The organism is Paraburkholderia adhaesiva, assembly GCF_021390575.1.
Classification (GTDB): domain Bacteria; phylum Pseudomonadota; class Gammaproteobacteria; order Burkholderiales; family Burkholderiaceae; genus Paraburkholderia; species Paraburkholderia adhaesiva.
Window position 1 is genome coordinate 1,483,826 of sequence record NZ_JAJEJQ010000002.1, and the last position, 22,299, is coordinate 1,506,124.

21 protein-coding genes and 1 pseudogene are annotated in these 22,299 nt (G+C 62.7%); 5 read left to right on the forward strand and 17 right to left on the reverse strand.

Annotated elements, in window-relative coordinates; all coding sequences use genetic code 11:
- Positions 1-206 precede the first annotated feature (206 nt).
- Both L0U80_RS22295 and L0U80_RS22300 read right to left on the reverse strand, forming a co-directional pair.
- Positions 207-1,997 carry an acyl-CoA dehydrogenase gene (locus L0U80_RS22295; protein WP_233870189.1) on the reverse strand — a complete coding sequence of 597 codons (1,791 nt, stop codon included), beginning with the start codon at positions 1,995-1,997 and terminating at the stop codon, positions 207-209.
- A gap of 237 nt (positions 1,998-2,234) precedes the next feature.
- Positions 2,235-3,239 (reverse strand): AraC family transcriptional regulator, encoded by a 1,005-nt coding sequence (locus L0U80_RS22300; protein ID WP_233870192.1) that lies wholly within the window; start codon positions 3,237-3,239, stop codon positions 2,235-2,237.
- Between the two features lie 226 nt (positions 3,240-3,465).
- Here L0U80_RS22300 and L0U80_RS22305 point away from each other — a divergent pair, with 226 nt between their 5' ends.
- From L0U80_RS22305 to L0U80_RS22315, 3 genes are read left to right on the forward strand one after another with little or no spacing between them, the layout of a single operon-like run.
- A complete protein-coding gene (locus L0U80_RS22305; protein WP_233870195.1) occupies positions 3,466-3,996 on the forward strand; it encodes a DUF4142 domain-containing protein in 531 nt (176 codons plus the stop codon).
- On the forward strand, positions 3,993-4,337 hold the full coding sequence (locus tag L0U80_RS22310) for a cupredoxin domain-containing protein (RefSeq protein WP_233870198.1): 345 nt from the start codon (positions 3,993-3,995) through the stop codon (positions 4,335-4,337). The genes L0U80_RS22305 and L0U80_RS22310 overlap by 4 nt, the downstream gene beginning before the upstream one ends.
- Positions 4,338-4,354: 17 nt before the next feature.
- On the forward strand, positions 4,355-5,047 hold the full coding sequence (locus L0U80_RS22315) for an RNA polymerase sigma factor (protein ID WP_233870201.1): 693 nt from the start codon (positions 4,355-4,357) through the stop codon (positions 5,045-5,047).
- Positions 5,048-5,129: 82 nt separating this feature from the next.
- Here L0U80_RS22315 and L0U80_RS22320 read toward each other — a convergent pair whose 3' ends face one another.
- From L0U80_RS22320 to rhaM, 9 genes and pseudogenes are all read right to left on the reverse strand, one after another.
- Positions 5,130-5,717 (reverse strand): BPSL1445 family SYLF domain-containing lipoprotein, encoded by a 588-nt coding sequence (locus tag L0U80_RS22320; RefSeq protein WP_233870205.1) that lies wholly within the window; start codon positions 5,715-5,717, stop codon positions 5,130-5,132.
- Positions 5,718-5,920: 203 nt separating this feature from the next.
- Positions 5,921-6,223: pseudogene (locus L0U80_RS22325) on the reverse strand (hypothetical protein); the annotation flags it as partial.
- A 129-nt stretch (positions 6,224-6,352) separates the two neighbouring features.
- Positions 6,353-7,786 carry a DEAD/DEAH box helicase gene (locus L0U80_RS22330; protein WP_233870211.1) on the reverse strand — a complete coding sequence of 478 codons (1,434 nt, stop codon included), beginning with the start codon at positions 7,784-7,786 and terminating at the stop codon, positions 6,353-6,355.
- A gap of 442 nt (positions 7,787-8,228) precedes the next feature.
- Positions 8,229-9,236 carry a rhamnose ABC transporter substrate-binding protein gene (gene rhaS / locus L0U80_RS22335; protein ID WP_233870214.1) on the reverse strand — a complete coding sequence of 336 codons (1,008 nt, stop codon included), beginning with the start codon at positions 9,234-9,236 and terminating at the stop codon, positions 8,229-8,231.
- Positions 9,237-9,346: 110 nt separating this feature from the next.
- Entirely contained in the window at positions 9,347-10,354 is a 1,008-nt protein-coding gene (locus L0U80_RS22340; RefSeq protein WP_233870217.1) for an ABC transporter permease, read from the reverse strand.
- Entirely contained in the window at positions 10,347-11,405 is a 1,059-nt protein-coding gene (locus tag L0U80_RS22345; protein ID WP_233870220.1) for an ABC transporter permease, read from the reverse strand. Before L0U80_RS22345 ends, L0U80_RS22340 begins: the two co-directional genes overlap by 8 nt.
- Positions 11,402-12,949: a sugar ABC transporter ATP-binding protein gene (locus tag L0U80_RS22350; protein WP_373322253.1), complete on the reverse strand. Its 1,548-nt coding sequence runs from the start codon at positions 12,947-12,949 to the stop codon at positions 11,402-11,404. Before L0U80_RS22350 ends, L0U80_RS22345 begins: the two co-directional genes overlap by 4 nt.
- Before the next feature lie 36 nt (positions 12,950-12,985).
- Positions 12,986-13,879, reverse strand: a complete 894-nt coding sequence (locus L0U80_RS22355) for an amidohydrolase family protein (protein WP_233870227.1) — start codon at positions 13,877-13,879, stop codon at positions 12,986-12,988.
- 15 nt (positions 13,880-13,894) lie between these two features.
- Positions 13,895-14,209 carry an L-rhamnose mutarotase gene (rhaM, locus tag L0U80_RS22360; protein ID WP_233870230.1) on the reverse strand — a complete coding sequence of 105 codons (315 nt, stop codon included), beginning with the start codon at positions 14,207-14,209 and terminating at the stop codon, positions 13,895-13,897.
- 123 nt (positions 14,210-14,332) lie between these two features.
- On the opposite strand from rhaM, the gene L0U80_RS22365 reads away from it, so the two are divergent.
- A complete protein-coding gene (locus L0U80_RS22365; protein WP_233870233.1) occupies positions 14,333-15,337 on the forward strand; it encodes a LysR family transcriptional regulator in 1,005 nt (334 codons plus the stop codon).
- A 3-nt stretch (positions 15,338-15,340) separates the two neighbouring features.
- Here the strand turns inward: L0U80_RS22365 and lra1 are convergent, their stop codons facing one another.
- The 4 genes from lra1 to L0U80_RS22385 form a co-directional block, all read right to left on the reverse strand.
- Positions 15,341-16,123, reverse strand: coding sequence for an L-rhamnose 1-dehydrogenase Lra1 (gene lra1, locus L0U80_RS22370; protein WP_233870236.1), 783 nt, complete (start codon positions 16,121-16,123; stop codon positions 15,341-15,343).
- 24 nt (positions 16,124-16,147) lie between these two features.
- Positions 16,148-17,326 (reverse strand): L-rhamnonate dehydratase, encoded by a 1,179-nt coding sequence (gene rhmD / locus L0U80_RS22375; RefSeq protein WP_124151123.1) that lies wholly within the window; start codon positions 17,324-17,326, stop codon positions 16,148-16,150.
- Positions 17,327-17,425: 99 nt separating this feature from the next.
- The gene (locus L0U80_RS22380) at positions 17,426-18,184 is read right to left on the reverse strand and encodes an SDR family NAD(P)-dependent oxidoreductase (RefSeq protein ID WP_233870239.1); all 759 of its coding nucleotides are present in this window, start codon (positions 18,182-18,184) and stop codon (positions 17,426-17,428) included.
- A gap of 440 nt (positions 18,185-18,624) precedes the next feature.
- Positions 18,625-18,813, reverse strand: coding sequence for a hypothetical protein (locus L0U80_RS22385; RefSeq protein WP_233870241.1), 189 nt, complete (start codon positions 18,811-18,813; stop codon positions 18,625-18,627).
- Between the two features lie 266 nt (positions 18,814-19,079).
- On the opposite strand from L0U80_RS22385, the gene L0U80_RS22390 reads away from it, so the two are divergent.
- Positions 19,080-19,634, forward strand: coding sequence for a hypothetical protein (locus tag L0U80_RS22390; RefSeq protein WP_233870244.1), 555 nt, complete (start codon positions 19,080-19,082; stop codon positions 19,632-19,634).
- Positions 19,635-19,648: 14 nt separating this feature from the next.
- Here the strand turns inward: L0U80_RS22390 and L0U80_RS22395 are convergent, their stop codons facing one another.
- Together L0U80_RS22395 and L0U80_RS22400 are read right to left on the reverse strand one after the other, a co-directional pair.
- Complete coding sequence (locus L0U80_RS22395) at positions 19,649-20,422, reverse strand: hypothetical protein (protein ID WP_233870246.1); 774 nt, start codon at positions 20,420-20,422, stop codon at positions 19,649-19,651.
- A gap of 518 nt (positions 20,423-20,940) precedes the next feature.
- On the reverse strand, positions 20,941-22,068 hold the full coding sequence (locus L0U80_RS22400; RefSeq protein ID WP_233870248.1) for an aminotransferase class V-fold PLP-dependent enzyme: 1,128 nt from the start codon (positions 22,066-22,068) through the stop codon (positions 20,941-20,943).
- Positions 22,069-22,299: the final 231 nt, after the last annotated feature.

Sequence of the window (22,299 nt, forward strand, 5' to 3'; positions counted from 1 at the left end):
AGATCGCTTCGGGCCGCGATGGGTAGTTGAAGGATGCGGCCAGCAAGGCGATGCCAACGCTTCAGGCCCACTACGCTCAGGAACGCGCGTTTGCAGGCACTTCGTGGGTTCGACTGCCCTGTAAACGCAACGAGGCGCCCCCGTACGGTAGCGCCTCATTGTCAGGAAACGCGCGCCTCGCGAATGAAGGCGTGCGTAACGCTGCATCAGAACTGATCTTCGCTCATCGCAAGCGCGCTTTCGCCATTGCGTGCGGAGAGGATCGACGCTTCGATACCACCCGCCTGCGGGAGAATATGCTCCGCGTAGAACTGCGCAATCGCGATCTTCGCATCATGGAACGCCGGATCGTCTGCGCGCTGGGCGTGGGCCGCCAGCAACGCGCGCGCCATCTGCCAGCCGCACAGCACGACGCCTGCGAGCTTCAGGTAAGGCACGCTGCCCATGAACACCGCGTTCGGATCGCGCTTCGTGTTCGCCACGACATACTCGACGACATTCGCGAGCGACTCTGCGCCCTTCTTCAGTTGCACGGCCATCGACTCCGCTGCGGCCCGGTCCACCTTGCCGAGCGCCTTGATCGTGCCGGCGATTTCCGCGAGCAGCGCACGCGCAACCGCGCCGCCGTCACGCACGGTCTTGCGGCCGACGAGATCATTGGCCTGAATGGCCGTGGTGCCTTCGTAGATCGCGAGAATCCGCGCATCGCGATAGAGCTGCGCGGCGCCCGTCTCTTCGATGAAGCCCATGCCGCCGTGCACCTGCACGCCGAGGCTCGTCACCTCGTTGACCATCTCCGTGCTCCAGCCCTTCACGATCGGCACGAGATATTCGTAGATCGCTTGATGGCGCGCGCGCTCGGCTGCGTCGGGATTGCAGTGTGCGTGGTCGCTGTGCGCGGCCGCCACATACGACAGCGCGCGTGCGCCTTCGGTCAGCGCGCGCATCGTCGCGAGCATGCGGCGCACGTCGGGATGATGGATGATCGAGACAGATTTCGACGCCGAACCATCGACAGGACGGCTCTGCACGCGTTCCTTCGCATACGCGACGGCCTTCTGATATGCACGATCGGCCACGCCGATGCCCTGCATGCCGACGCCGAAACGCGCTGCGTTCATCATGATGAACATGTATTCGAGGCCGCGATTCGCCTCGCCGACCAGATAGCCCACCGCACCGCCGTGATCGCCGTATTGCAGAACCGCCGTGGGGCTCGCCTTGATGCCGAGCTTGTGCTCGATGGAAACGCAGTGCACGTCGTTGCGCGCACCGAGGCTGCCGTCTTCGTTAACGAGGAACTTCGGCACGATGAAAAGCGAAATACCCTTCACGCCTTCCGGGGCGTCGGGCGTGCGGGCCAGCACGAGGTGGACGATGTTATCGGCCATGTCGTGTTCGCCCCACGTGATGAAAATCTTGGTGCCGAAGATCCGGTACGAACCGTCCGCCTGCGGCTCGGCGCGCGAGCGCACGAGCGCGAGATCGGAACCCGCTTGTGGTTCCGTGAGGTTCATCGTGCCGGTCCATTCGCCCGAAATCAGCTTCGGCACGTAGCGCGATTTTTGCTCGTCGGTACCGGCCGTGAGCAGCGCCTCGATGGCGCCATCGGTCAGGAGCGGGCAGAGTGCGAACGAGAGGTTCGCCGCGTTCAGCATTTCGATGCACGGCGTGGCAATCAGCTTGGGCAGCGCCTGGCCGCCGTACTCCAGCGGATGCTGCAGACCTTGCCAGCCACCCTCGACGAACTGGCGGAATGCACCCTTGAAACCTGCGGTCGCGGTGACCTCGCCGTCACGCCATGTGCTCGGCGCGCGGTCGCCTTCCACGTTCAGCGGCGCCAGCACCTCGCCGCACAGCTTTGCAGATTCGTCGATCACGGCCTGCGCCGTTTCGAGGTTCGCATCCTCGAAACCCGGCAACGCAGCAACGGCGTCCATGCCAGCCAGTTCCTTCAGCACGAACAGCATGTCCTTGACGGGGGCGGTATAGCTCATGACGGTCCTTCCAGTGGTGCGGTAATAGAGGAAACGCCGCGGCAGTCAATGGCCGGCAAGGCACGAGCGCGCGGGCGGATTGCAGCAGATCGTATCGCCAAAGGCGCTTCTACGGACTGTCCAAACCGGACCACCTGGTGACAAATATGGCCACGCCGGGCCGCGCGATTGCGCACGCTTTCGGGCGCTTTCGCCTGCCGCAGCCGTGCGGCGCCCCGATGAAAGGGACCACGGCGATCAACCGCGCGCGCGATACGTGCCCGGCGTGCTGCCCGTCCAGTGACGGAACGCGCGATGGAAGGCGCTCGGATCGTCGAAACCAATGTCGCCCGCGATGGCCGCAATCGTGTCCTGCGTATCGATGAGCCGCTGGATGGCGATATCACGGCGCAGTTCGTCCTTGAGCGACTGAAACGACGTGTCTTCAGCAGCGAGGTGCCGGCACAACGTCCGAACCGAGCAATGCAGGTTCCCGGCGGCATCCTCGATCGTCGGTATATCGGGCAGCGTCCCCGCGAGATATTGCCGGACGCGATGTCCGACGCGCTGCTCGCTGAACGATTCGAAGATCCAGTCGCCCGGCGAACGCGCGAGAAAGGTCCGCAGATTGCGCTTGCTCTGGCGAATCGGCATGTCGAGATACGCCGCGCCAAAGCGCATCAGCGTGGTCTCGCAGCCGAAGCGCACGGGCCCGGAGAAAAAATAGCGGTGATCGCGGGCGTGCGGCGGCTGCGGGCAGGCGAATTCAACCTGCAAGAGCGGGATCTTCTGCCCGATCAGCCACGAACAGACGCCGTGGACGAGCTTGAGCATCAACTCCTGCCCGAGCGGGCCGATGGGCCCGTAGTCGGGATTCGGGCACAGTTCGACCTGCGCAAGCGGACCGCTGCGTCGCGACGCGACCCGAAAATCGTCCAGCACGATATGGAAAAACTGGCCAAACCTGTGCAGTGCCGTGTCGAGGTTGCGAGCATCGAGCAGGCTCAGACAGAGAAACTTGAGCGTGCCGCTACGGAACGGCCGGCTGAAGATGCCGGGCATTTCGTCGTCGAGTTCAATCGCGAGCGCTTGATAGAAAGCCGAAAATTGCTCTTCTGTGACGCGCGCGCCGGGTTCGCCCAGCAGTTCGGGCGCCACGCCCGCCTGCTTCAGATAGCGGTGAATGACGTCGTCCTTCGCGCCCGCGGCCGCGAGAAAGCCATTGACCAGAGAGATGGGAACGGTTGCGCTCGGCGCTTGCATGCGGGTTTCAGGTGAAGGGGTGAGCCGTTGGCTTATGAAGTCGACATTTTAGAACGGCGGCGCATCCGGTCGGCGGTTTCCGCTTCGCGACATACATAAATCGTGACTGAATCGGTACGAGAACGGGAACAGCCTCCCGACTCGTGACATCTATTTCCTCGAACGCACGGAAAGCGCTAAACGCTCACCCGGAAGCGCGCCCCTACCACCGACCGAGGATACTCACATGAAGACCATCCATGGGCTGTTGCTTGCCGCGCTCGCGTTCTCGAGCGCTACAGGGTTGGCACAAGGCTCTGGCCCGACCGATCCCCAGATTGCCGCCATCGTCGTCGTGGCGAACCAGGCCGATATCGATGCCGGCAAGCTCGCCGAATCGAAAACGCAGTCAAAGGATGTCAAGGCGTTCGCGCAGCGCATGGTCGCCGACCATACCAGCGTCAACCAGGCGGCCGTCAATCTCGTCCACAAGCTTGGCGTGACGCCCGAGGCCAATCCGACCAGCGACAGCCTCAAGCAGGGCGGCGAGGCCAACATCGCGAATCTCACGCCACTGCAAGGTGCGCAGTTCGATCGCGCGTATATCGACCACGAAGTGGCCTATCACGAGCAGGTGATCGATGCGCTCGACAAGACCCTGATCCCGAGCGCGCAAAACGCCGAACTGAAAGCGCTGCTCGTGAAAGTCCGGCCTGCGTTCGTCGCGCACCTGGACCACGCCAAACACGTGCAGGCATCGCTGGGAAAGATGCAATGAGCGGCTTGCGGATTGTTTCGGCGGGCATCTGGGCAATCCTCTGCGCAATCCTGTGCGTGACCGGCGCCGGGCCGGCGGCCGCGCGTACCTGGGTCGTGACGATCGAGCAGATGCGTTTCGCACCCTCAACCCTGACTGTGCATAGAGGGGACAGTGTTGTCTGGGTCAACAAGGATCCCGTGGCGCATACGGTGAGTACCGATGCAAAGGGTTTCGACTCCGGCAGCATTGCGCCCGAAGCGTCCTGGCATTACGTCGTGGACGGGGCCGGTCGTCATCCCTACGCGTGCCGGTTTCATCCAGTGATGCATGGCACACTGATCGTCGGGCCGGCACCATGACAGAGCGAGGCGCTGCAATGAGGGACGTGTACGCCAGCGGGTTGACGGATCCCGATGGGGATATTGTGCACCGCATCCTGGCGGGCGATCTGGCGGCTTTCGAGCTTTTGATGCGCCGCCACAACCGGCGCCTCTACCGGCTGGCCCGCGCGACGCTCCGCAACGACGCCGAAGCGCAAGACGCGTTGCAGGACGCGTATCTGAAGGCCTTCAGGGCGCTCGCGCAGTTTCGCGGCGATGCTGCGCTTTTTACGTGGCTCTCGCGCCTCGTACTCAACGAATGTCTCGGCAGAATGCGCCGGGAGAGTCGCCGCCAGAACGTCGTGCCGATGCTGCCAGATTGTCCCGACGACGACGAGATGTCTTTCGATATGGACCCGACGAATAGCAGCAATGATTGCGCGCCCGACCAGTCGGCTTCCCGCGCGGAGATCCGGGCGCTGCTGGAGCGCAAGGTCGATGCACTACCCGTGGGCTTTCGCACGGTGTTCGTGCTCAGATCGGTTGAAGAGCTGACGATCGAAGAAACGGCGCAGAGCCTTGGCATTCCCGAAGCAACGGTCCGCAGCCGACATTTCAGGGCAAGACAGATGCTGCGCGAGTCACTGGCGGAAGAAGTCGAGCGGCTGGGTCCGGAACTGTTCGAGTTTGGCGGCAGGTATTGCGATCGTATCGTCGCAGCCGTGCTCGCACGGCTGCGACAGTCATAGATCGGGTACGGTCGAAGGCGCTGCGGTCATGATCGTAACGATCCGTTGAAACCTGGACAGACAAACGCCGCAAGCTGCGTCATCAGATTTTCAGGCGCGTAATCTTGGTGCCCGCGAGCGACACGTCACCCATCAGGCCGGCATTGGTCAGCACGATCACTTCGACGGGCGCGGTGGCCGTTGTCGTATCGATCTCTCCATTCGCCCCGACCTTCAGCAACGCGACTGATCCTTCGCCGCCCACTGACCAGCCTTTGGAATTGCGAAAGTCGTTGAGTGCTTCATGCGTCATGAAGAGAAAGATAACAGCCTTCGATTGCGCGCCTGCCTGCAAACCGAATGAGCCCGCCGCTGTGCTGTAGTAGCCGACCGGCTTTCCACCCACGAGCAGTGCGCCTTCACCGTACTCGCCGCCGGCAATGAAGCCGGCCTTGATCACCGACGGGAACACGAGCACGCCGTTCGCCTTCGAAACGAGTTCCTTCGAACCTTTGACTGTCTCGAACAGCCGCGATAGCGTTGCGTGGACCTTGGCATCGATTTCATGCCGCTTCGCTGCGTTGGACTCGGCGGCAAGCGCGTTAGTCACTGTCAACGGGGAACCCGCCAACGTCAGGCCTGCGACGGTGAGTGCGGCGGTGCCCGTCTGTATAAAGCTTCTTCTTCTCATGGTTGTCTCCATCGTGGTTCACGGTCGGACCGTGTTGCTGCAATGGTTGAAAGGAGTTATTCCACCGACAATTGCCTTCTCGCAAGGCCCGGTTGCAATGCCGGACGCCACGACACCACAGATGATGCGTTACGGCTTTCAGACTAACCCAACTCGATGACCACGCGCTTGCCAAAAGGCTGGACCGATGCGTGCGCATGAAGTTAGCGGGTCGGCTCTGCCAGATCCTCCTCCAGGAAGCGCAGGATGGCTTCCACCAGAGCCTCACGTGGGTAAGCGTTCTGCGTCACGAAGAGCGCCCCGATCGTCGGATGCGTCCGGGCAACCGGTATCGCCAGCGCCCAGTGATCCGCATTGACGTAGGCGAGCAGCGTGCTGCCGGGCACAATCTGATCGTAGAAGATGACCTGACTGTCGTTTCGCGAGTCGACGCACGAGAGCTTCTCGTAACTCGACTTCAGGATAGACGAAATGCGTTCCGGCTGCGGGAACGTCACGATCGAGCAGGAGCGCGGTTCGTCCGGATTGCATCGAAGCCGATCTGGCGCAGGTGTGTCACGCCGGTATTGGGCGAATTCAGCCACGGCCTGAAGTCCAGGGCTGGCGTTACTCACCGCCACGGATCATGGTTGGCGTTAGCCGCGGCCACCAGCGGGTTTGCCAGCCGGCTTGCGTGAACCCGCAGCTGACTTGCTTGCGGGCTTGCTGCGCGGCTTTTGCACGCTGAATGGGCTACCGCTGGACAAACTCGCGCCTTTACCCGCGCCCACTGCGCGCTGCGCCGCAGGCTTGCGTTTGTTTTCGCCACTATGCGGGCGCGGTTTTTTGCTGGGCGCCTGTACTGCGCCCGGCGCAGCTTGCGCCGCTTTGGGCTTCTTGGGCTTTTTGGGTTTCTTGATGATCTCGCCCGTCGCGCTGGTTTGCGGCACGCGGTGTTCGGCTTCAAAACCCGGCTCTTCTTCACGGGGCAGCGTTCGCCGGATCAGCGCTTCAATCGCGGCCAGTTGCGGCGCTTCATCGGCACACACAAGGGACACCGCCACGCCGCTGGCGCCCGCACGACCGGTACGGCCAATACGGTGCACATAGTCTTGCGCCACGATCGGCAGATCAACGTTGATCACCAACGGCAGATCGTCGATATCCAGCCCGCGCGCAGCCACATCGGTGGCTACCAGCATCTGTACTTCGCGCGCCTTGAAGCGCTCCAGCGCACGCAGGCGCGCGGGTTGCGGTTTGTCGCCGTGGATGGTGTCGACCGCATAGCCCGCATCATCGAGCATGGCCGCCAGGTAATCCACGCCAATGCGGGTTTTGACGAACACCAGCGCGTGCTCCCAGTTGTTCTCGGCCACCAGGTGCATGAAGAGGTCAGGCTTGTTCTTCTTGTCCACCGTAACCACCCACTGCTTGATCTTGCTGGCTGTGGCATTGGGCGGGCTGACGCTGATATTGACCGGGCCGCGCAGAATGTTCGCCGCCATGGCGCGAATTTCATCGGAAAACGTGGCGGAGAACAGCAGGGTCTGGCGCTGGGTGGGCAAGGCAGCAAAGACGGCGTTGAGTTCGCGCGCAAAGCCCAGATCCAGCATGCGGTCGGCTTCGTCCAGCACCAGCGTCTGAACTTGATCGAACTGCACTGCGTTCTGGCGATTGAGATCCAGCAAACGGCCCGGCGTGGCAACCAGCACATCCACGCCTTTGCGCAACTTCATCATCTGCGGGTTGATGCTCACACCGCCGTACGCGGCCAGGAATCGCAAGTCGAGGCCTTTGCCGTAAGCGATAAAGCTTTGCAGCACTTGCTCGGCCAACTCACGCGTGGGCACCAGCACCAGAACACGCGCTCGGTTGCTGGACACCGCCGGGCCGTGTTGCACCAGCCTCTGCAACAGCGGCAGCGCAAAACCCGCCGTCTTGCCAGTGCCGGTCTGCGCCCCAGCCATGACGTCCTTGCCACTGAGCACAGCAGGAATCGCCTTGGCCTGCACCGGCGTAGGTGTCTGGTAATTGAGGTCCTGCACATTGCGCAGCAACGGATCGATCAGGCCAAGCGAGGCAAAAGACATGGACGTATTCCGGGCTAAAACCATAATTCTAGCGGTTACCGCGCTGATTGCGCCGCGCCGGCAAGCTGCACTACGAGACACCGATGAGCAGCACTGCCGGCAGCACCAACCCCAATTAGACTTGAACGTGCTGCGTGTGGCTTGCTGCTTGTCTCACCCCAGAAGCTCCTCTAACAGTGACCCTGTCGAGAGAATTTCGTGTCGCTCATCGCCCCTTTTTCGCGCGACATTTGACGCTCTTAGCGCCTTCTACCCGGACGGAGCCGCCACTCGAATGACGGCGCGCCCCCGATGGCGAACGACCGGTTGAATCCGCAGCCGATCAAGGCCCGTCCTGGCATGTTGTTCGGCGACGTCTGAGAAGAATCAAAAAAGCCCGTGCAAACAGCACGGGCTTTCTCCTTCGTCACATGCACGGTGCCATCTATCCAGCACCACCCGCTCAGAAATTAAAGTTATCGATATTCTTCGCGTCGAACGTAGTCGGCGGCCCGAGGATCACTTCACCCTGCTTGCCAATAGTCCGCTTGCCGAGCTTGCCCGCCTCGAACGAATCGCCCTCCTTGCCCGTGATGGTTCCCGAAGCGAGATTCGCCGCTGCATACGACGCCAGATAGCCGAGCGCACCCGGGTCCCAGAGCTGGAACGCCTGCACGGTACCGTCCTTCACGAACGCGCGCATCTGGTTCGGCGTGCCGAGGCCGGTGACCACCACCTTGCCCTTGCTCGACGATGACGAGATATAACGCGCCGCCGCCGCAATGCCCACCGAAGTCGGCGCGACAATCGCCTTGAGGTTCGGATATGCCTGCAGCAAACCTTGCGTCTCGACGAACGACTTCTGGTCGTCGTCATTGCCATACGCGATTTTCACGAGCTTCATCTTCGCGTACTCGGGCTTCTTCAGTTCGTCCTGCATCCACTTGATCCAGGTGTTCTGATTCGTCGCGTTCGGCGTCGCCGAAAGAATCGCGAATTCGCCTTCGCCGCCCATCAACTTCGACACGAGCTGAATCTGGCCACGTCCAATACTTTCTGCGTCCGCCTGATTCACGAATATCTGCCGTCCTTCGGGCGCGGTATCGGAGTCGAACGTGACGACCTTGATGCCTTGCGACATCGCTTTCTTCAGATACGGCACGAGCGCGTTCGCGTCGTTGGCGGCAATGACGATCACGTCCTGGTGCTGCGTAATCAGCGTATTGATGTACGGAACCTGCGACGACGCGCCCGCGTCCGATGGCCCGACCACCTTGCCCACACCCTTGATTTCGGTGATCGCCGCCATGCCGCCGTTATCGGCGATGACCTCGTAAGGGTTGTTGATCTGCTTCGGGATGAAGGTAATCTTCAGCCCCTCCTTGATGCCGGCAGCGTGCGCGGCCACGCCGGCACCCAGCAGCATCGCGCACAGCAAAGCTGTGCACCCGTGACGTACTGGCTTGAACATAGCAATGTCTCCTCGATGGATACCGGACGTCCGCCCGGATGTTTAACTGCATGCTTGTGTCCGACTGATGCCCGACTACCTCCTGCGTTCTGCGAGACTACCCATGACATTCAAGCGGAGCGCGCGAGCGCGCGCCTCTCGCGCGCCATGCGCCAACGCGCGGCGAGATTGGGGATCAACACCGAGGCGAGCAGCAGCGCACCGGTGACGATGGTGAGTGTTTCGCTGGACACGTCAGCCAGCGTGAGTGCGTTCTTCAATACGCCGACGATCAGCAGCGAAAGCAGCACGCCGTACATCGATCCGCGCCCGCCGAAAATGCTCACGCCGCCGAACAGCACCGCTGCGATCACCGATAGCTCGAACCCTTCGCCGTTGTCGCCGCGCGCGCTGGTGAAGCGCAGCGTGTAGACGATGCCCGCGAGCGCGCTCATCGCGCCCGACATGACGAAGAGACGCATCTTGAGCTTCGCGACAGGGATACCGGAAAACAGCGCCGCCGTCGTGTTCGCGCCGATGGCATAGAGGCTGCGGCCAAAAGCGGTGGCCTGCAGCAGTAACGTGAACACCACGGCACACGCGACCACGATCAGGAACGGCAGCGGAAAGAACGTGCCGCCGAGCGTGTTCATGCCGAACGCGGTATACGCGGCGGGAAAGTCGGCGATCGCGCGGTCGCCGAGCAGCACGTAAGCGAGCCCGCGAAAGAGCGCCAGCGTGCCGATCGTCACCGCCAGCGATGGGAGATTCAGCCGTACGATGACGAGTCCGTTGAAGAGCCCCGCGAGAGCGCCCGCCGCCAGCACGAGCACGATAACGAGGGGCATGGGCAGGCCCATGTGCCAGAGCAGGCCCATCAGCGCGCTCGACGCGCCCAGCACCGACGCCACCGAAAGATCGATTTCGGCCGCGACGATGATTAGCGTCATGGGCATTGCCATCAGGGCAACTTCCGTGAGGTCGGCGAGGATGTTGCTGAGATTGTCACCGGTGAGAAACACGGGCGACAGCACGCGGCCCAACGCCAGCGAGGCGATCAGGATCACGACGAGCAGCGATTCCCAGCTGAGCGGCAAGCTGGCCTTGCGTGTGAGCAGCGCCGAATCGGGTTTAGCCATGATCGCGTTTCCTCATCATGCGTTTGGCAACGGAGCGGGCGAGCAGCGTGTCCACGGCGATGGCCGTGACGATCAGCACACCCTGTATGGCCTGTTCCCAGAACGGCGAGACGTGCAGCACGACGAGCGCGATGCTGATAACGCCCAGCACGAGCGCGCCGAGTGTTGCGCCGAGTATCGTGCCGACGCCGCCCGTAATCGCGACGCTGCCCACCACGGCCGCCGCGACCACCTGCAACTCGATCCCCTTCGCGGTGCTCGATTCGACGGTGCCGAAGCGCGCGAGCCATAGCGCGCCCGCGAGCCCGGCGATACCACCGCAGATCAGAAAGCCGGTGGCGACGCGCCGGTTCACGTTGATGCCCGCGAGCCTCGCGGCCTCGGGATTCGAGCCGATGGCGTAATACTCGCGACCGGGCCTGAACTGTTTCAGGTACACGGAGAGCCCGGTCAGCAGTACGATCGCGATCAGCGCGAGCAGCGGAATGCCAATCACGGTGGTGGTGGCGAGCCGTGAGAATGCGTCGGGGAGGCTCGTCGCATTGATCTGTCCGCCGCGAACCCACGCGTAATCTGCACCGCGAAATATATAGAGCGTCGAGAGCGTGGCGACCAGCGATGGCACGCGGCCAACGGCGACGAGCAACGCGTTGATCGAACCCGCGACCAACCCGATGGCGAGCCCCGCACCCAGCGCGACAATCACCGGCATGTGTGGAAACGCTACGTATAGGCTGCCAACCGAATAGGCGCTGATACCGACCGTCGAGCCCACTGAAAGATCGATGTGCCGCATCAGGATCACGATCGTCATGCCTGCAGTGAGCAGGCTGACGATCGAGACATTGAGCAGCACGTCACGCAGATTCTGCAGGTTCAGGAACTGCGGCCGTGCGAGCGCGGTGCCGCCCACGATCAGCAGCAGCACGACGAAGAGCGTCGTCTCGCGGCTCTTCGCGAGCGTTTGAACGAACGCACCTGCGTTGCGGCGCGCGGCAGGCGCATCGTCACGTGGCAGCGACGGGTGATGAGTAGTCGAATGGCGCATCATGCCGCGTGCCCCAGATGGATGTTGGCCTGCCCGAGCGCGGCGCTCATGATGCGTTCCTCGTTCGCGTCAGCGCGGGCGATATCGGCGGTAATGCGGCCTTCATGCATGACCAGCACGCGGTCTGCCATGCCCAGCACCTCGGGCAGTTCGCTCGATATCATCAACACGGCCAAGCCGCCGCGCACGAGTTCGGCGAGCGCGCCGTAGACCTCGGCTTTCGCGCCCACGTCGATGCCGCGCGTCGGTTCATCGATGATGAGCACCTTCGGTCCTGTCGCCAGCCACTTGCCGAGCACGACCTTTTGCTGATTGCCGCCCGAGAGCGTGCCAACGGGCGCGTTGAGGTCGCCGGCCTTGAGACGCAGACGCGCGCCCCACTGCCCGGCCAGCTGCGATTCGCGGCCCGCCGAAATGAGCCCGAAGCGCACGAGCCGGCCTAGCACGGTCATCGAAGCATTGCGGGCAATCGAAAGTTCGAGCGCGAGCCCCTGCTGACGCCGGTCCTCGGGCACGAGCGCAAGCCCGGCCCGCACGGCGGCCGCGGGTTCGCCCATACGCAGCGGCTTGCCGGCGATCTGCACCTCGCCGGAATCGCTGGCGTCGATGCCGAAGATCGCGCGCGCCACTTCACTGCGCCCTGCGCCGACGAGACCCGCGAGCGCAACGATCTCGCCCGCGCGCACATCGAACGTAATGTCCTTGAACACACCGCGCCGCGTGAGGCCGCGCACGCGCAAGAGCACCTCGCCGGGCTGCACCTCGGCTTTCGGATAGAACGTCGCGAGGTCGCGGCCCACCATCTTCGCGACGATCTCCCGCGTCGTAAGCGCAGAGGTGGGCGCGTCGAAGACCTTCGAGCCGTCACGCATGATCGTCACGTGCTGCGCGAGCGCGAACACCTCTTCCAGCCGGTGCGTGATGAAGAGGACCGCCGCGCCGCGATCGCGCAGCTTGCGCGCAATCGTGAAGAGCCGTTCCACCTCGGGCAACGAAAGCGCGGCGGTGGGCTCGTCCATGACCAGCACGTTCGCGTTCAGCGACAGCGCCTTCGCAATCTCGATCACCTGCTGGTCCGCGATCGACAGGCCGCGCACGACCCGCTCCGGCTTGAGGTCAACGCCAAGCGACGTCAGCAGCGCGGCGACATCGCGATGCATCACGTCGTAGTCAATGCGCCCGAAGCGATCGAGCGGCTGACGTCCCATATAGATATTCTCGGCAATCGAGAGATCGAAGAAGAGCATCGGCTCCTGATAGATCACGGCGATGCCCGCATCGCGCGCCTGTGCGGGCGTTGCGAACTGGCACGCGGCGCCGTCGATGCGCAACTCGCCGCCATCCGGGAGATACACGCCCGCGAGTATCTTTACCAGCGTCGACTTGCCCGCGCCGTTTTCGCCGAGCAACGCATGCACCTCACCGGGCCACAGCGTCAGGCTGCCGTCGATGAGCGCGCGCACGCGTCCGAACGACTTGCTTGCGTGCCGCAGTTCGAGCCTGGGTTCCAGCCTGGACGTGCCGCCTGCCCTTGCATTCAGTTCCACGCGCGTCTCCATGTTCGTGGTGCGCGACTGCCCGCGCTAGATGCGGTAAATACGTTCGGCATTGCCGCGAAATAGCGCGGTCTTCTCGTCCTCACTCGCACCGCTGACGATCCGCGCAAACGCATGCCAGAGGTCCGTATAGCTTCCGAACTGCCGGTCGATCGGAAAATTCGATGCAAACATCGCGCGCTCCGCGCCGAACGCGTCGATCGACTCCAGCACATAGGGACGCAGGCTCTCGACGGTCCAGTCGTGATCGAACATCGCCAGTCCGCTGATCTTCACGGCAACGTTCGGGCACGCCCCTAACGCACGCAACCCGTCGCGCCAGGCGCGATACCCCTCCACGGAATTGCGGTCGACGAACATGCCCGTGTGATTGAGGATCAGGGGGACATCCGGATGCTCGCGCGCCAGCGCGGCAGCCTCCTCCATCTGCGACGGATACAGTTGCAGGTCGAACGACAGGCCATAACGCGCGAGCAGCGCAAAATGCCCACGCCATGCGGGGTCGCGCATGTAGTGACGGTTCACGTAGTTGTAGAGCGGATCTGTGTGCACGTTGAGGATCTGCCGGATGCCGCGTGTATTCGGAAAGGCTGCGTGCGCTTCAAGCACGGCCTGCGCGTTTGGCGCACTCAAATCGGCGGCGGCGACGATCGCATCGGGAAACGCGTGCGCACCGCCTGCATCCGCGAGCCCTTGCAGCCAGCGCGTTTCTTCCACCGGATCGGCCGGATCATGATTCGCCTCAACGTGCACGACTTTCAGCAAGTCGACGTCGCGGGCGTCATCCAGCAGATCGGCCGGCAGATAGTTGAAGCGCACTGCGCGCGCGTCGCCCACGAACGAAATGCCTGGGTGCGCGAGCCACGGATAGTGATGCGTATCGAGGTTCCAGAAGTGGACGTGCGGATCGACAATCTGCATGGCGGCTCCCTGTGCTCAAGGCAGATGGAACAGCGGCACGAGCGGCTGCTGCACGGGCACATTCCCCTCGCCGGTCTCCATGATGTCCGCCATGTAATCCCACCATTTGCGCATGACGGGGAGATGCGCCAGCCCATCCATCGAATGATCGTCGCGGCGCTTGAGCACGGCGAAGAGATGATGAGTCGTTTCGTCGAGGAAGATCCAGTAGTCGCTCACGCCGGCATCGCGCAGCGCCGCCGCCAGCTCGGGCCAGATTTCGCGGTGCCGGCGCGCGTATTCATCGCGCTGTCCCGGGTTGAGCTTCATTCGAAACGCCATCGTCTCCATGAGCAAATCTCCGTTCTGCCCTCTGGTTTTCGTGGATTCCCCTGCGGATTCAACTGACTATAATTTCGGCATCGACAGCCAATCGAGCGATACCTAAACCGGATCGCAGAAGGTCATGCACTCATGAACCATCAGACGAATCGTCAGACCTCGGCCGTCGCACTCGTCAACCGGCTCCGAATCAAGCACCTTGCCCTGCTCGTCGCGCTCGACGACACACGCAACGTCCATCACGCCGCCGACACCATCAACGTCGCCCAGCCGAGCGCGAGCCGCATGCTCAGCGACATCGAAGAGGCCTTCGGTTTCCGGCTTTTCGATCGCAACGCGCGCGGCATCGAGCCCACTGCGCTCGGCGTCGTGACGCTCGCTTACGCGCGGCGCGCGCTCGCCGACCTCACGCGCTTCGCCGACGACCTCGACGTCAAGCGCCGCGGCGGCCACGGCCAGCTCACCGTGGGCGCGATCATGGGCGCCGCGCCCGACCTGCTGGCTCAGGCCGTCGCCATGCTCAAGACCGAACGCCCGCTGCTCAACGTACGCATCCTCGGCGAAACCAGCGACCAGGTCGTGCAATTGCTGCATCGCCGCGAAGTCGAACTCGCACTGGGGCGCCTCACCACGCCGCTGCAGCACAACGATTTCAGCTTCGAGCCGCTTGCGCGCGAAACGCTCGTCCTCGTAGTTCGCGCGCAGCACCCGCTCGCGCGCCGCGACCACATCACGCTCGCCGAACTGATGGACTGGCCGTGGGTGGCGCAACCCATCACGAGCCCCGCGCGCGAGCTGTTCGAAGGCGAACTCGCGCGCGCTGGCCTCGGCACGCCCGTCAACCTCACGGAGTCCGCGTCGATCTTCGCGACGCTGCAATTGCTCGAAAACTTCGATGCCGTCGCCATGCTGCCCGAGTCGGTCGTGCGCGATCACGTCCGCGGGCGACTGCTCGTCGTGCTGCCGCTCGAGATCGGCAAAAGCCTGCCCGGCTTCGGCGTGCTCACGCGCAGCAACGAGCCGCTCGCGGAACCCGCCGAGCATTTCGTCAGCTTGCTGCGCCGGTTCTCGCAACCGTTCAAAGTGGACGAAGCCGTTCATGACCGTGCCAGCGCCAGGGCGCTTCCTCCTCACTGAGGGTCACTGAAGGTTTACGAAGAGACCGCCATCCACGAGCAGCGCAGCGCCCGTGACATAGCGCGCGCGGTCGGAGGCGAGGAACACCACGCACTCCGCGACGTCGTCCGGCGCACCGAGTCGTCCTAGCGGAATGCGCTTTTCGAAGTACGCGCGCTTTGCGTCGTCGGCGAGGTCTTCGGCGTTCAGATCGGTCGCGATCGTGCCAGGCATCACCGAATTGCAGCGGATCCCATACGGCCCGAGCGCGATCGCACAAGACTGCATGAGCGAATGCACGCCGGCCTTGGTCGGCGTGTAATGCGTCTGCATGCCGCCGCCGACCAGCGCGCTGATCGAACTCGTTGCGACGATCGCACCGCCCGTGCCCTGCTCCTTCATCTGCCGCGCGACGGCCTGCGTCACATAGAACGCACCGTTCAGATTTACGCCGATCGTGCGTTCGAGCACGGCGGGCGGCATGTCGAGGAACGAATGGAACGGACAGATGCCCGCATTGCTCGCGAGCACGTCCACGCGGCCGAATTTGTCGACGGCCTGGCGCACGAGATCGATGCCGGTCTGCGGCGCCGCTACGTTGCCTTCCACTGCGATCGCGCGCCGCCCTAGCCGCGCAATTTCGTCGAGCACCTCGGAGATGGCTGCACGCCGGCCATACGACGCGTCATTGTCGCCCCAGTAATTGATCACGACATCAGCACCCTCGCGGGCGCTCGCGATGGCAATGGCACGCCCGATGCCGCGCGATCCGCCGGTAACGATCACCACTTTGTCCTTGAGCAGCACGTCGTTCTCCTCGTGGCGGTGAGGTCAATGCGTATAAGGCCGCGCCAGCGCGCAATCCGGATTGAGCCGCACGCCGAAGCCGGGTGTGTCCGGCACCTTCATGCGGCCATTCACCGGCACCGGCTCGTCGAGCAGCAGCGGCGTGAACATCGGCACGACACGATCGGCCTTCGGCGCCATCATCAGGAACTCGGCGAACGGCGAGTTATGACGCGTGACCACGAAGTGATAGCTGTACACCGACGAACCATGCGGCGCGACCAGCACGCCATGCGCATCGGCGAGCGCGGAGATCTTGATGAGTTCGGTCATGCCGCCGCACCAGTTGACGTCGGGCTGAATCAGGTCGCAGCAACCCATTTCGAGCAGCATGCGAAAGCCCCAGCGCGTCGCTTCGTGCTCGCCTGTCGATACCATCATGCCGCGAGGCACATTGCGGCGCAGTTCGGCATAGCCCCAATAATCGTCGGGCGGCAGGCATTCTTCGAGCCATTTAAGGCCGTATTCGTGAGCGGCCTGCGCGAGCCGCGTGGCGTAGCGCACATCGAGGCTCATCCAGCAGTCGTACATGAGCCAGAAGTCGTCGCCGACGCGCTCGCGCATCGTCGCGAGCAGTTCGATGTTCTGGCGCAATCCTTCTTCGCCTTCGGCCGGTCCGTGCTGCAATGCGAGCTTGCCGCCGACGAAGCCCATCTCTTTTGCAAGATCCGGGCGTGCGCCGGTTGCGTAAAAGACAAGCTCGTCGCGCACAGGACCGCCTAGCAGCTGGTACACAGGCTCCTCACGAAGCTTGCCGAGCAGATCCCACAACGCGAGATCGACACCCGAGATCGTATTGAGCACCACACCCTTGCGCCCGTAATAGAGCGTCGAGAAATACATCTGATCCCAGATCTTCTCGAGATCGGTCACGCGCTGGCCTTCGAGGAAGCGTGCGAGATGCTTCTCGACGATGAACGCGCCGATCTCGCCGCCCGTCGTCACCGCAAAGCCCACGGTGCCGTCGCTCGCCTCCACTTCCACCACGAGGGTGCCGAGCACGTCGATACCGAACGAACGCCGGCTCTGGCGGTACTCCGGATAGCGCGCCATCGGTGTTGCGATGTGATCGTCGATCCAGTGGCCTTCGGCCTGATCGTGATAGTCAGCGCCGCCACCGCGCACGGTGAACGCGCGCACGTGTTTGATGGTTGGCATTGCCATGAGGCGTTGCTCCTTGAAGTGGCTTGCTGCTCGTGCCCTGGGCGTGATTCGAACGACGCGGCCGTCCGCATGCCGAAGCCGCGTGCAGCGTTCAACCGATCAATAAGTCGAGCGCCCGCCCGAAAGATCAAAAACGGCCCCGGTGCTGAATGCGCAGTCCTCGGACAAGAGCCAGACAATCATCGAAGCCGCTTCATCGGGCAACAGAAAGCGATTCATCGGAATTTTCGAGAGCATGTATTCGATGTGCTGCGGCTGCATCGAATCGAATATCTCAGTCTTTGCCGCCGTGGGCGTCACCGCGTTGACGAGCACGTTCTTCGTCGCGAGTTCCTTGGCGAGCGACTTGGTGAGCCCGATCAATCCGGCCTTGGATGCACTGTAGTGCGAAGCATTCGGATTGCCTTCCTTGCCCGCAACCGAAGCGATGTTGACGATGCGCCCGTAGCCTTGTTCGATCATGCGCGGCACGACGGCGCGGCAGGTGAGGTAGCAGCCGATCAGGTTTACTTCGATCACGCGTCGCCACACGTCGACCGGCAGTTCCCACGTGAGTCCATTTCCGCCCGTGATACCCGCGCTGTTCACGAGAGCGTGAATCGCCCCGTGCGCCTCGATGGTCTTGCGTGTGGCGGCTTCGACGCTGGCTTCGTCGGTCAGTTCGACCGTCACGACCGAAACCTGTCCGAGGCCGAGCGCCGAGAGTTCACCGCGTGTGCGTTCGAGCCTTTCGGCGTCGATGTCCCAGAGCGCGACATGCGCACCCGAGCGCAGCGCGCGAAGCGCCACCGCATAGCCGATGCCGCGGGCGCCGCCCGTGACGACCATCACACGGTCCTTGAGATCGAGCTGGTTCATTGGGCCTCCGTTTGCGCCGTACCGGTCACGCTTTGGGTGTGCCCGGAAAATCTCGCTGCGCCGCACCACAGGACTGCCCTTTCCACTTTCTTGCTGCACCAGCGTGTCAGCTTCATGCGGCGTCTCCTGATATTGGAATCGGGCGTTGCCCAATCAATATAGGTGGACCGCGATAGCGGAACAATTCGAAAGGCGCATGAGGCGATAGCAAAAGCGGATCGCATGCCGCGTTGTGGGTGGAGCTTCACGCGCACGCAGAAGCGCCGCTATCGCTTGCGCGAAGGCGGCAGATCCACGATGTCCCGCGCCGCCACAGCACCGAGCGAACGTGCAGAGAGCAAAGATGATTTCGGACGCAGTCAACCGGAGCGCCATGTTGCATGGCGCCAGCTCAATGGCTACTGCCCTGCGCCGCTGACTGCGCAGCGGCGGACCGAGCATCAGCGTCCGACAAGGTCGACGGCCACGATTTCGTATCCAGGGTCGGCGTGCGCGTTCGCGGCTTTTTGCGCCTCCTCATACGAGACAAAAGACGTGGCCTCCTTAATCACCGGCGCCATGCCGATGTCGCCGTCCTCGGCGGTGCAGAGGAACTGCTGACCGGTCTTCACGACATAGACGGTCGTCATGTCTCCCTCCATGATTTGCATGGGGAATATTCAGTCTAGCAGGCCAGAAGGATTGCAGCCGGTCCGGCCCGCTGGAGTCGCCGGGAGCGTGCCATTTTGCTGGAATAGGCCCGTGCGCTGTGTCGTTTACTCGTTGGGGCAACGCATCCCGAACGGCAAGCCCCTCCGCACGCCCCATGGCGTGGTAGTGCGCAAGCACACCGATATGCCGGGGCGACGTCGACGATACGGGTCGACAACCTCGGGGATTCAAGTAGCCGCGCATCATGAACAAACTGCTTCACTTAGAGACATTGCTCGTCTGTCTCGGCCTCGCCGCGCCCGCACCCGCACTCGCGCAAACCTACGATGAGCAGCAGGGGTACGCCGATAGCGCGAATTGCAGGGAAGTTGTCGGGCAGGCCGAAATCGACGGCGTGACGCAGGACGTCGCCGAGCGCGCGTGCCTGCAAAGTGACGGAACGTGGCAGATCGTGCAAGGCTCGGATGGCAGCCCAATGTGGTTCCCCGTCGCGTCCTATCCTTATCCTGACCCGTGGTGGTGGGGGCCGCCAGTATTCATTGGCGTGGGTGTGAGCTTCATCTTTGTCGATCGCTTCCATCGCTTTCACCACTTCACCCACTTTCGCCCGGTCTTTCGCGGCCGCTTCAAACCAGTCGGAGGGGGCTTTCATCGCGCACCGTTCCCCGGTGGTGGCATGCATGGGTTCAGTGGTCCGCGCGGAGCCGGTGGTATGGGCGGATTCCGCGAACCGGGTGGGTCCGGTGGTATGACTGGATTCCGCGGTATGGGCGGGTTCGGCGGTATGGGTCGGCGCTAGTATCGCGTGTCGCCTCACATCATGCCGCCCGTGCTTCCCGTACCGCCCGTCCCTGTTCCACCGGTCCCGGTTGTGCCGGTTGTGCCGGTCGTTGGCGAAATCGCAATCGGATTTGCGGCCCCCGTCGTCGCCATGAGTGTGACGGCGGATGCGTCCGGCTCGCCGTTGCTGTCGATGGCGCCGCGCGCGAGAAGCGCTTCAAGATCGCTGTCCACACCTGGCTGACCGACCGTGAATGCGGTGGTCAGAAAACTGGGGGTGGAAAGCGTAACACCGAACTTTTGCTGCAGATTCTGGACAACCGCCGTCTGCGCAGTCGACACTTCAGCCTGATTCTGCAGCGTCTGCTGAAATTGCGTGTTCGTCGCGAAGCCCGCGATTAGCCCGCTTTCATTCGTACCGAGTTGCGCCGCCAGAAACGACAACAACAGATCAGTCTCCGGCGTGACGTTGAATGTACCGCCAGCGAACGCCTCGGAGTGCAGTGTCGTCCCGCCCGAAGTCGCAGTGATCAAGCACGGCGTCACTGCGCCAAATGACGCGTGGAAGTTTCCGTTCGCATCCGCTGCGACAGACATTGAACCCTGCACGCAGTTGATCGTAATCGCCGCGTTCGCGAGTGCCTTGCCCGTCGCCGCTGTACCCGCGATGGACATCGTCGACATGCTGCTTGCGCTGGTGCCGCCGCTTCCGCCACCACCGCCGCCGCAACTGACAAGCAACGCGACAGAGCCAATTTGCAGCCCTGCGCTGACAAAACGGAAGATGCGCTGATTTCGAATGCTCATCACAGACCACCGTTGGTTCGCATGTGGTCTAAACGATTCCGCGCGGCGTCTATTCCTTCTTTCGCGCGCTCATTGATCCTGCAAAGGCAGTGCGAAGTGTCAGCTCCGAGTGCGGTGACGGGTGTGCGCCGGAAGGTTAACCGAGCGGTTACGGTCAAGAGCGATTTTGACCGGATCGATCTGGACTGCCGCCATGCGAGCATCTTTCGCTCCTGGCGCGCCAGTGCCTCCAGTTCGCCACGCAGTGCACCCCTGGACGTGCGTGTAAACATTGCGCGCAGCAGCACGCTAACAGTCGCGAGCAGGAAGGTCGCGATTCCGTGTGTGATGATTTCTGGTATTTGCCCCGCGTAACGGAGCGCGCAGGCAGTCGCCCCGGTAAGCGGAATTCAAGAGGCGCGCGTGGGTGGTCTCAAGTAGATCAGACCTCAGCATTTCGCGCGCCGATTTGAACGTGGGGTTGCGACTTAGAGCAAATGCCACCCTCTGAAAGATGAGGGTGGCCACAAAGAAACAATTTAGAGGATACGCTTCAACGCCGCGGCGAATCTGGTGACGGCACCATCGACGTCACGCAGTTTGTCGAGGCCAAATAACCCGATGCGGAAGGTCTTGAAGTCTTCAGGCTCGTCGCATTGAAGCGGTACACCAGGCGCGATCTGCAATCCGGCATCGGCGAATTTCTTGCCGGACCGTATGCCGTCGTCGTCCGTGTAGCAGACCACGACGCCCGGTGCCTCAAATCCTTTGGCCGCCACGCTTCTGAAACCGTTGTCAGCCAGAAGCGAGCGAATGCGCGTGCCGAGTTCAAGCTGCTCGGCCTTCACCTTGTCGAAGCCGTACGCCTCGGTTTCCTTGATCACGTCGCGCAGCGTCGCAAGACTGTCCGTGGGCATCGTGGCGTGGTACGCAAACCCGCCGTTCTCGTAGGCTTCCATGATCTGCAGCCATTTGCGAAGATCGCAGGCGAAGCTGGTGCTCGTTGTCGCATCGATTCTTTCGCGGGCGAGCGGGCTCAACATGACCATCGCGCAGCAGGGCGACGCGCTCCATCCCTTTTGCGGCGCGCTGATCAGGACATCGACGCCGGTGGCCTGCATGTCGACCCAGATCGTGCCGGAGGCGATGCAATCCAGTACGAACATGCCGCCGACCCCGTGCACGGCGTCGGACACCGCGCGCAAATAGTCGTCGGGCAGCATCATCCCGGACGCAGTTTCGACATGCGGCGCAAAGACCAGATCCGGCTTGTGTTCCCTGATCGCGGCGACCACTTCTTCGATCGGGGCCGGGGCATAGGCGGCCTGCCTTCCTTGTTCGACCGGGCGCGCCTTCAACACCGTCGATTCAGACGGAATGCCGCCCATGTCGAAAATCTGCGACCAGCGGAAACTGAACCAGCCGTTGCGGATGACCAGACACTTCTTGTTCGTCGCGAACTGCCGCGCAACGGCTTCCATGCCGAACGTCCCGCTGCCCGGGACGATAACGGCCGACTTCGCGTTGTAGACTTTTTTCAGGGCGCCCGAAATATCGCGCATGACGCCTTGAAAGAGCTGCGACATATGATTGATCGATCGGTCGGTGTAGACCACCGAATATTCGAGGAGCCCCTCGCGATCGACATTGGGAAGTAAACCTGGCACGCTCGCCTCCGTTAAAAGATGAATACCAGTATCGTGGCGAGCAGCATTCGTGGTTTGATACCGCCGCAACAATGCAAATATGCTTTCTGCCTCGACGAAAGCAGATTCTAACGAATGCCGCCTGCTACCTGGGGCAAATTTTATTTGCTAATTGACGCATGCACTACGTTGCGTGGCCGCCGTGACGGACCTTTCCGGCTGCTGGCTGCTTTGGCCGCGGACCGCTTTGGA

Excerpts from the sequence above, each read along its gene's own strand:
- rhaS (WP_233870214.1), bottom strand. The coding sequence starts at position 9,236 with ATGTTCAAGCCAGTACGTCACGGGTGCACAGCTTTGCTGTGCGCGATG.
- L0U80_RS22315 (WP_233870201.1), top strand. The coding sequence starts at position 4,355 with ATGAGGGACGTGTACGCCAGCGGGTTGACGGATCCCGATGGGGATATT.
- rhaM (WP_233870230.1), bottom strand. The coding sequence starts at position 14,209 with ATGGAGACGATGGCGTTTCGAATGAAGCTCAACCCGGGACAGCGCGAT.
- L0U80_RS22355 (WP_233870227.1), bottom strand. The coding sequence starts at position 13,879 with ATGCAGATTGTCGATCCGCACGTCCACTTCTGGAACCTCGATACGCAT.
- L0U80_RS22340 (WP_233870217.1), bottom strand. The coding sequence starts at position 10,354 with ATGGCTAAACCCGATTCGGCGCTGCTCACACGCAAGGCCAGCTTGCCG.
- L0U80_RS22390 (WP_233870244.1), top strand. The coding sequence starts at position 19,080 with ATGAACAAACTGCTTCACTTAGAGACATTGCTCGTCTGTCTCGGCCTC.
- L0U80_RS22385 (WP_233870241.1), bottom strand. The coding sequence starts at position 18,813 with ATGACGACCGTCTATGTCGTGAAGACCGGTCAGCAGTTCCTCTGCACC.
- L0U80_RS22380 (WP_233870239.1), bottom strand. The coding sequence starts at position 18,184 with ATGAACCAGCTCGATCTCAAGGACCGTGTGATGGTCGTCACGGGCGGC.
- rhmD (WP_124151123.1), bottom strand. The coding sequence starts at position 17,326 with ATGGCAATGCCAACCATCAAACACGTGCGCGCGTTCACCGTGCGCGGT.
- L0U80_RS22300 (WP_233870192.1), bottom strand. The coding sequence starts at position 3,239 with ATGCAAGCGCCGAGCGCAACCGTTCCCATCTCTCTGGTCAATGGCTTT.
- L0U80_RS22345 (WP_233870220.1), bottom strand. The coding sequence starts at position 11,405 with ATGATGCGCCATTCGACTACTCATCACCCGTCGCTGCCACGTGACGAT.
- L0U80_RS22365 (WP_233870233.1), top strand. The coding sequence starts at position 14,333 with ATGAACCATCAGACGAATCGTCAGACCTCGGCCGTCGCACTCGTCAAC.
- L0U80_RS22320 (WP_233870205.1), bottom strand. The coding sequence starts at position 5,717 with ATGAGAAGAAGAAGCTTTATACAGACGGGCACCGCCGCACTCACCGTC.
- L0U80_RS22305 (WP_233870195.1), top strand. The coding sequence starts at position 3,466 with ATGAAGACCATCCATGGGCTGTTGCTTGCCGCGCTCGCGTTCTCGAGC.
- L0U80_RS22330 (WP_233870211.1), bottom strand. The coding sequence starts at position 7,786 with ATGTCTTTTGCCTCGCTTGGCCTGATCGATCCGTTGCTGCGCAATGTG.
- L0U80_RS22310 (WP_233870198.1), top strand. The coding sequence starts at position 3,993 with ATGAGCGGCTTGCGGATTGTTTCGGCGGGCATCTGGGCAATCCTCTGC.
- L0U80_RS22395 (WP_233870246.1), bottom strand. The coding sequence starts at position 20,422 with ATGAGCATTCGAAATCAGCGCATCTTCCGTTTTGTCAGCGCAGGGCTG.
- L0U80_RS22295 (WP_233870189.1), bottom strand. The coding sequence starts at position 1,997 with ATGAGCTATACCGCCCCCGTCAAGGACATGCTGTTCGTGCTGAAGGAA.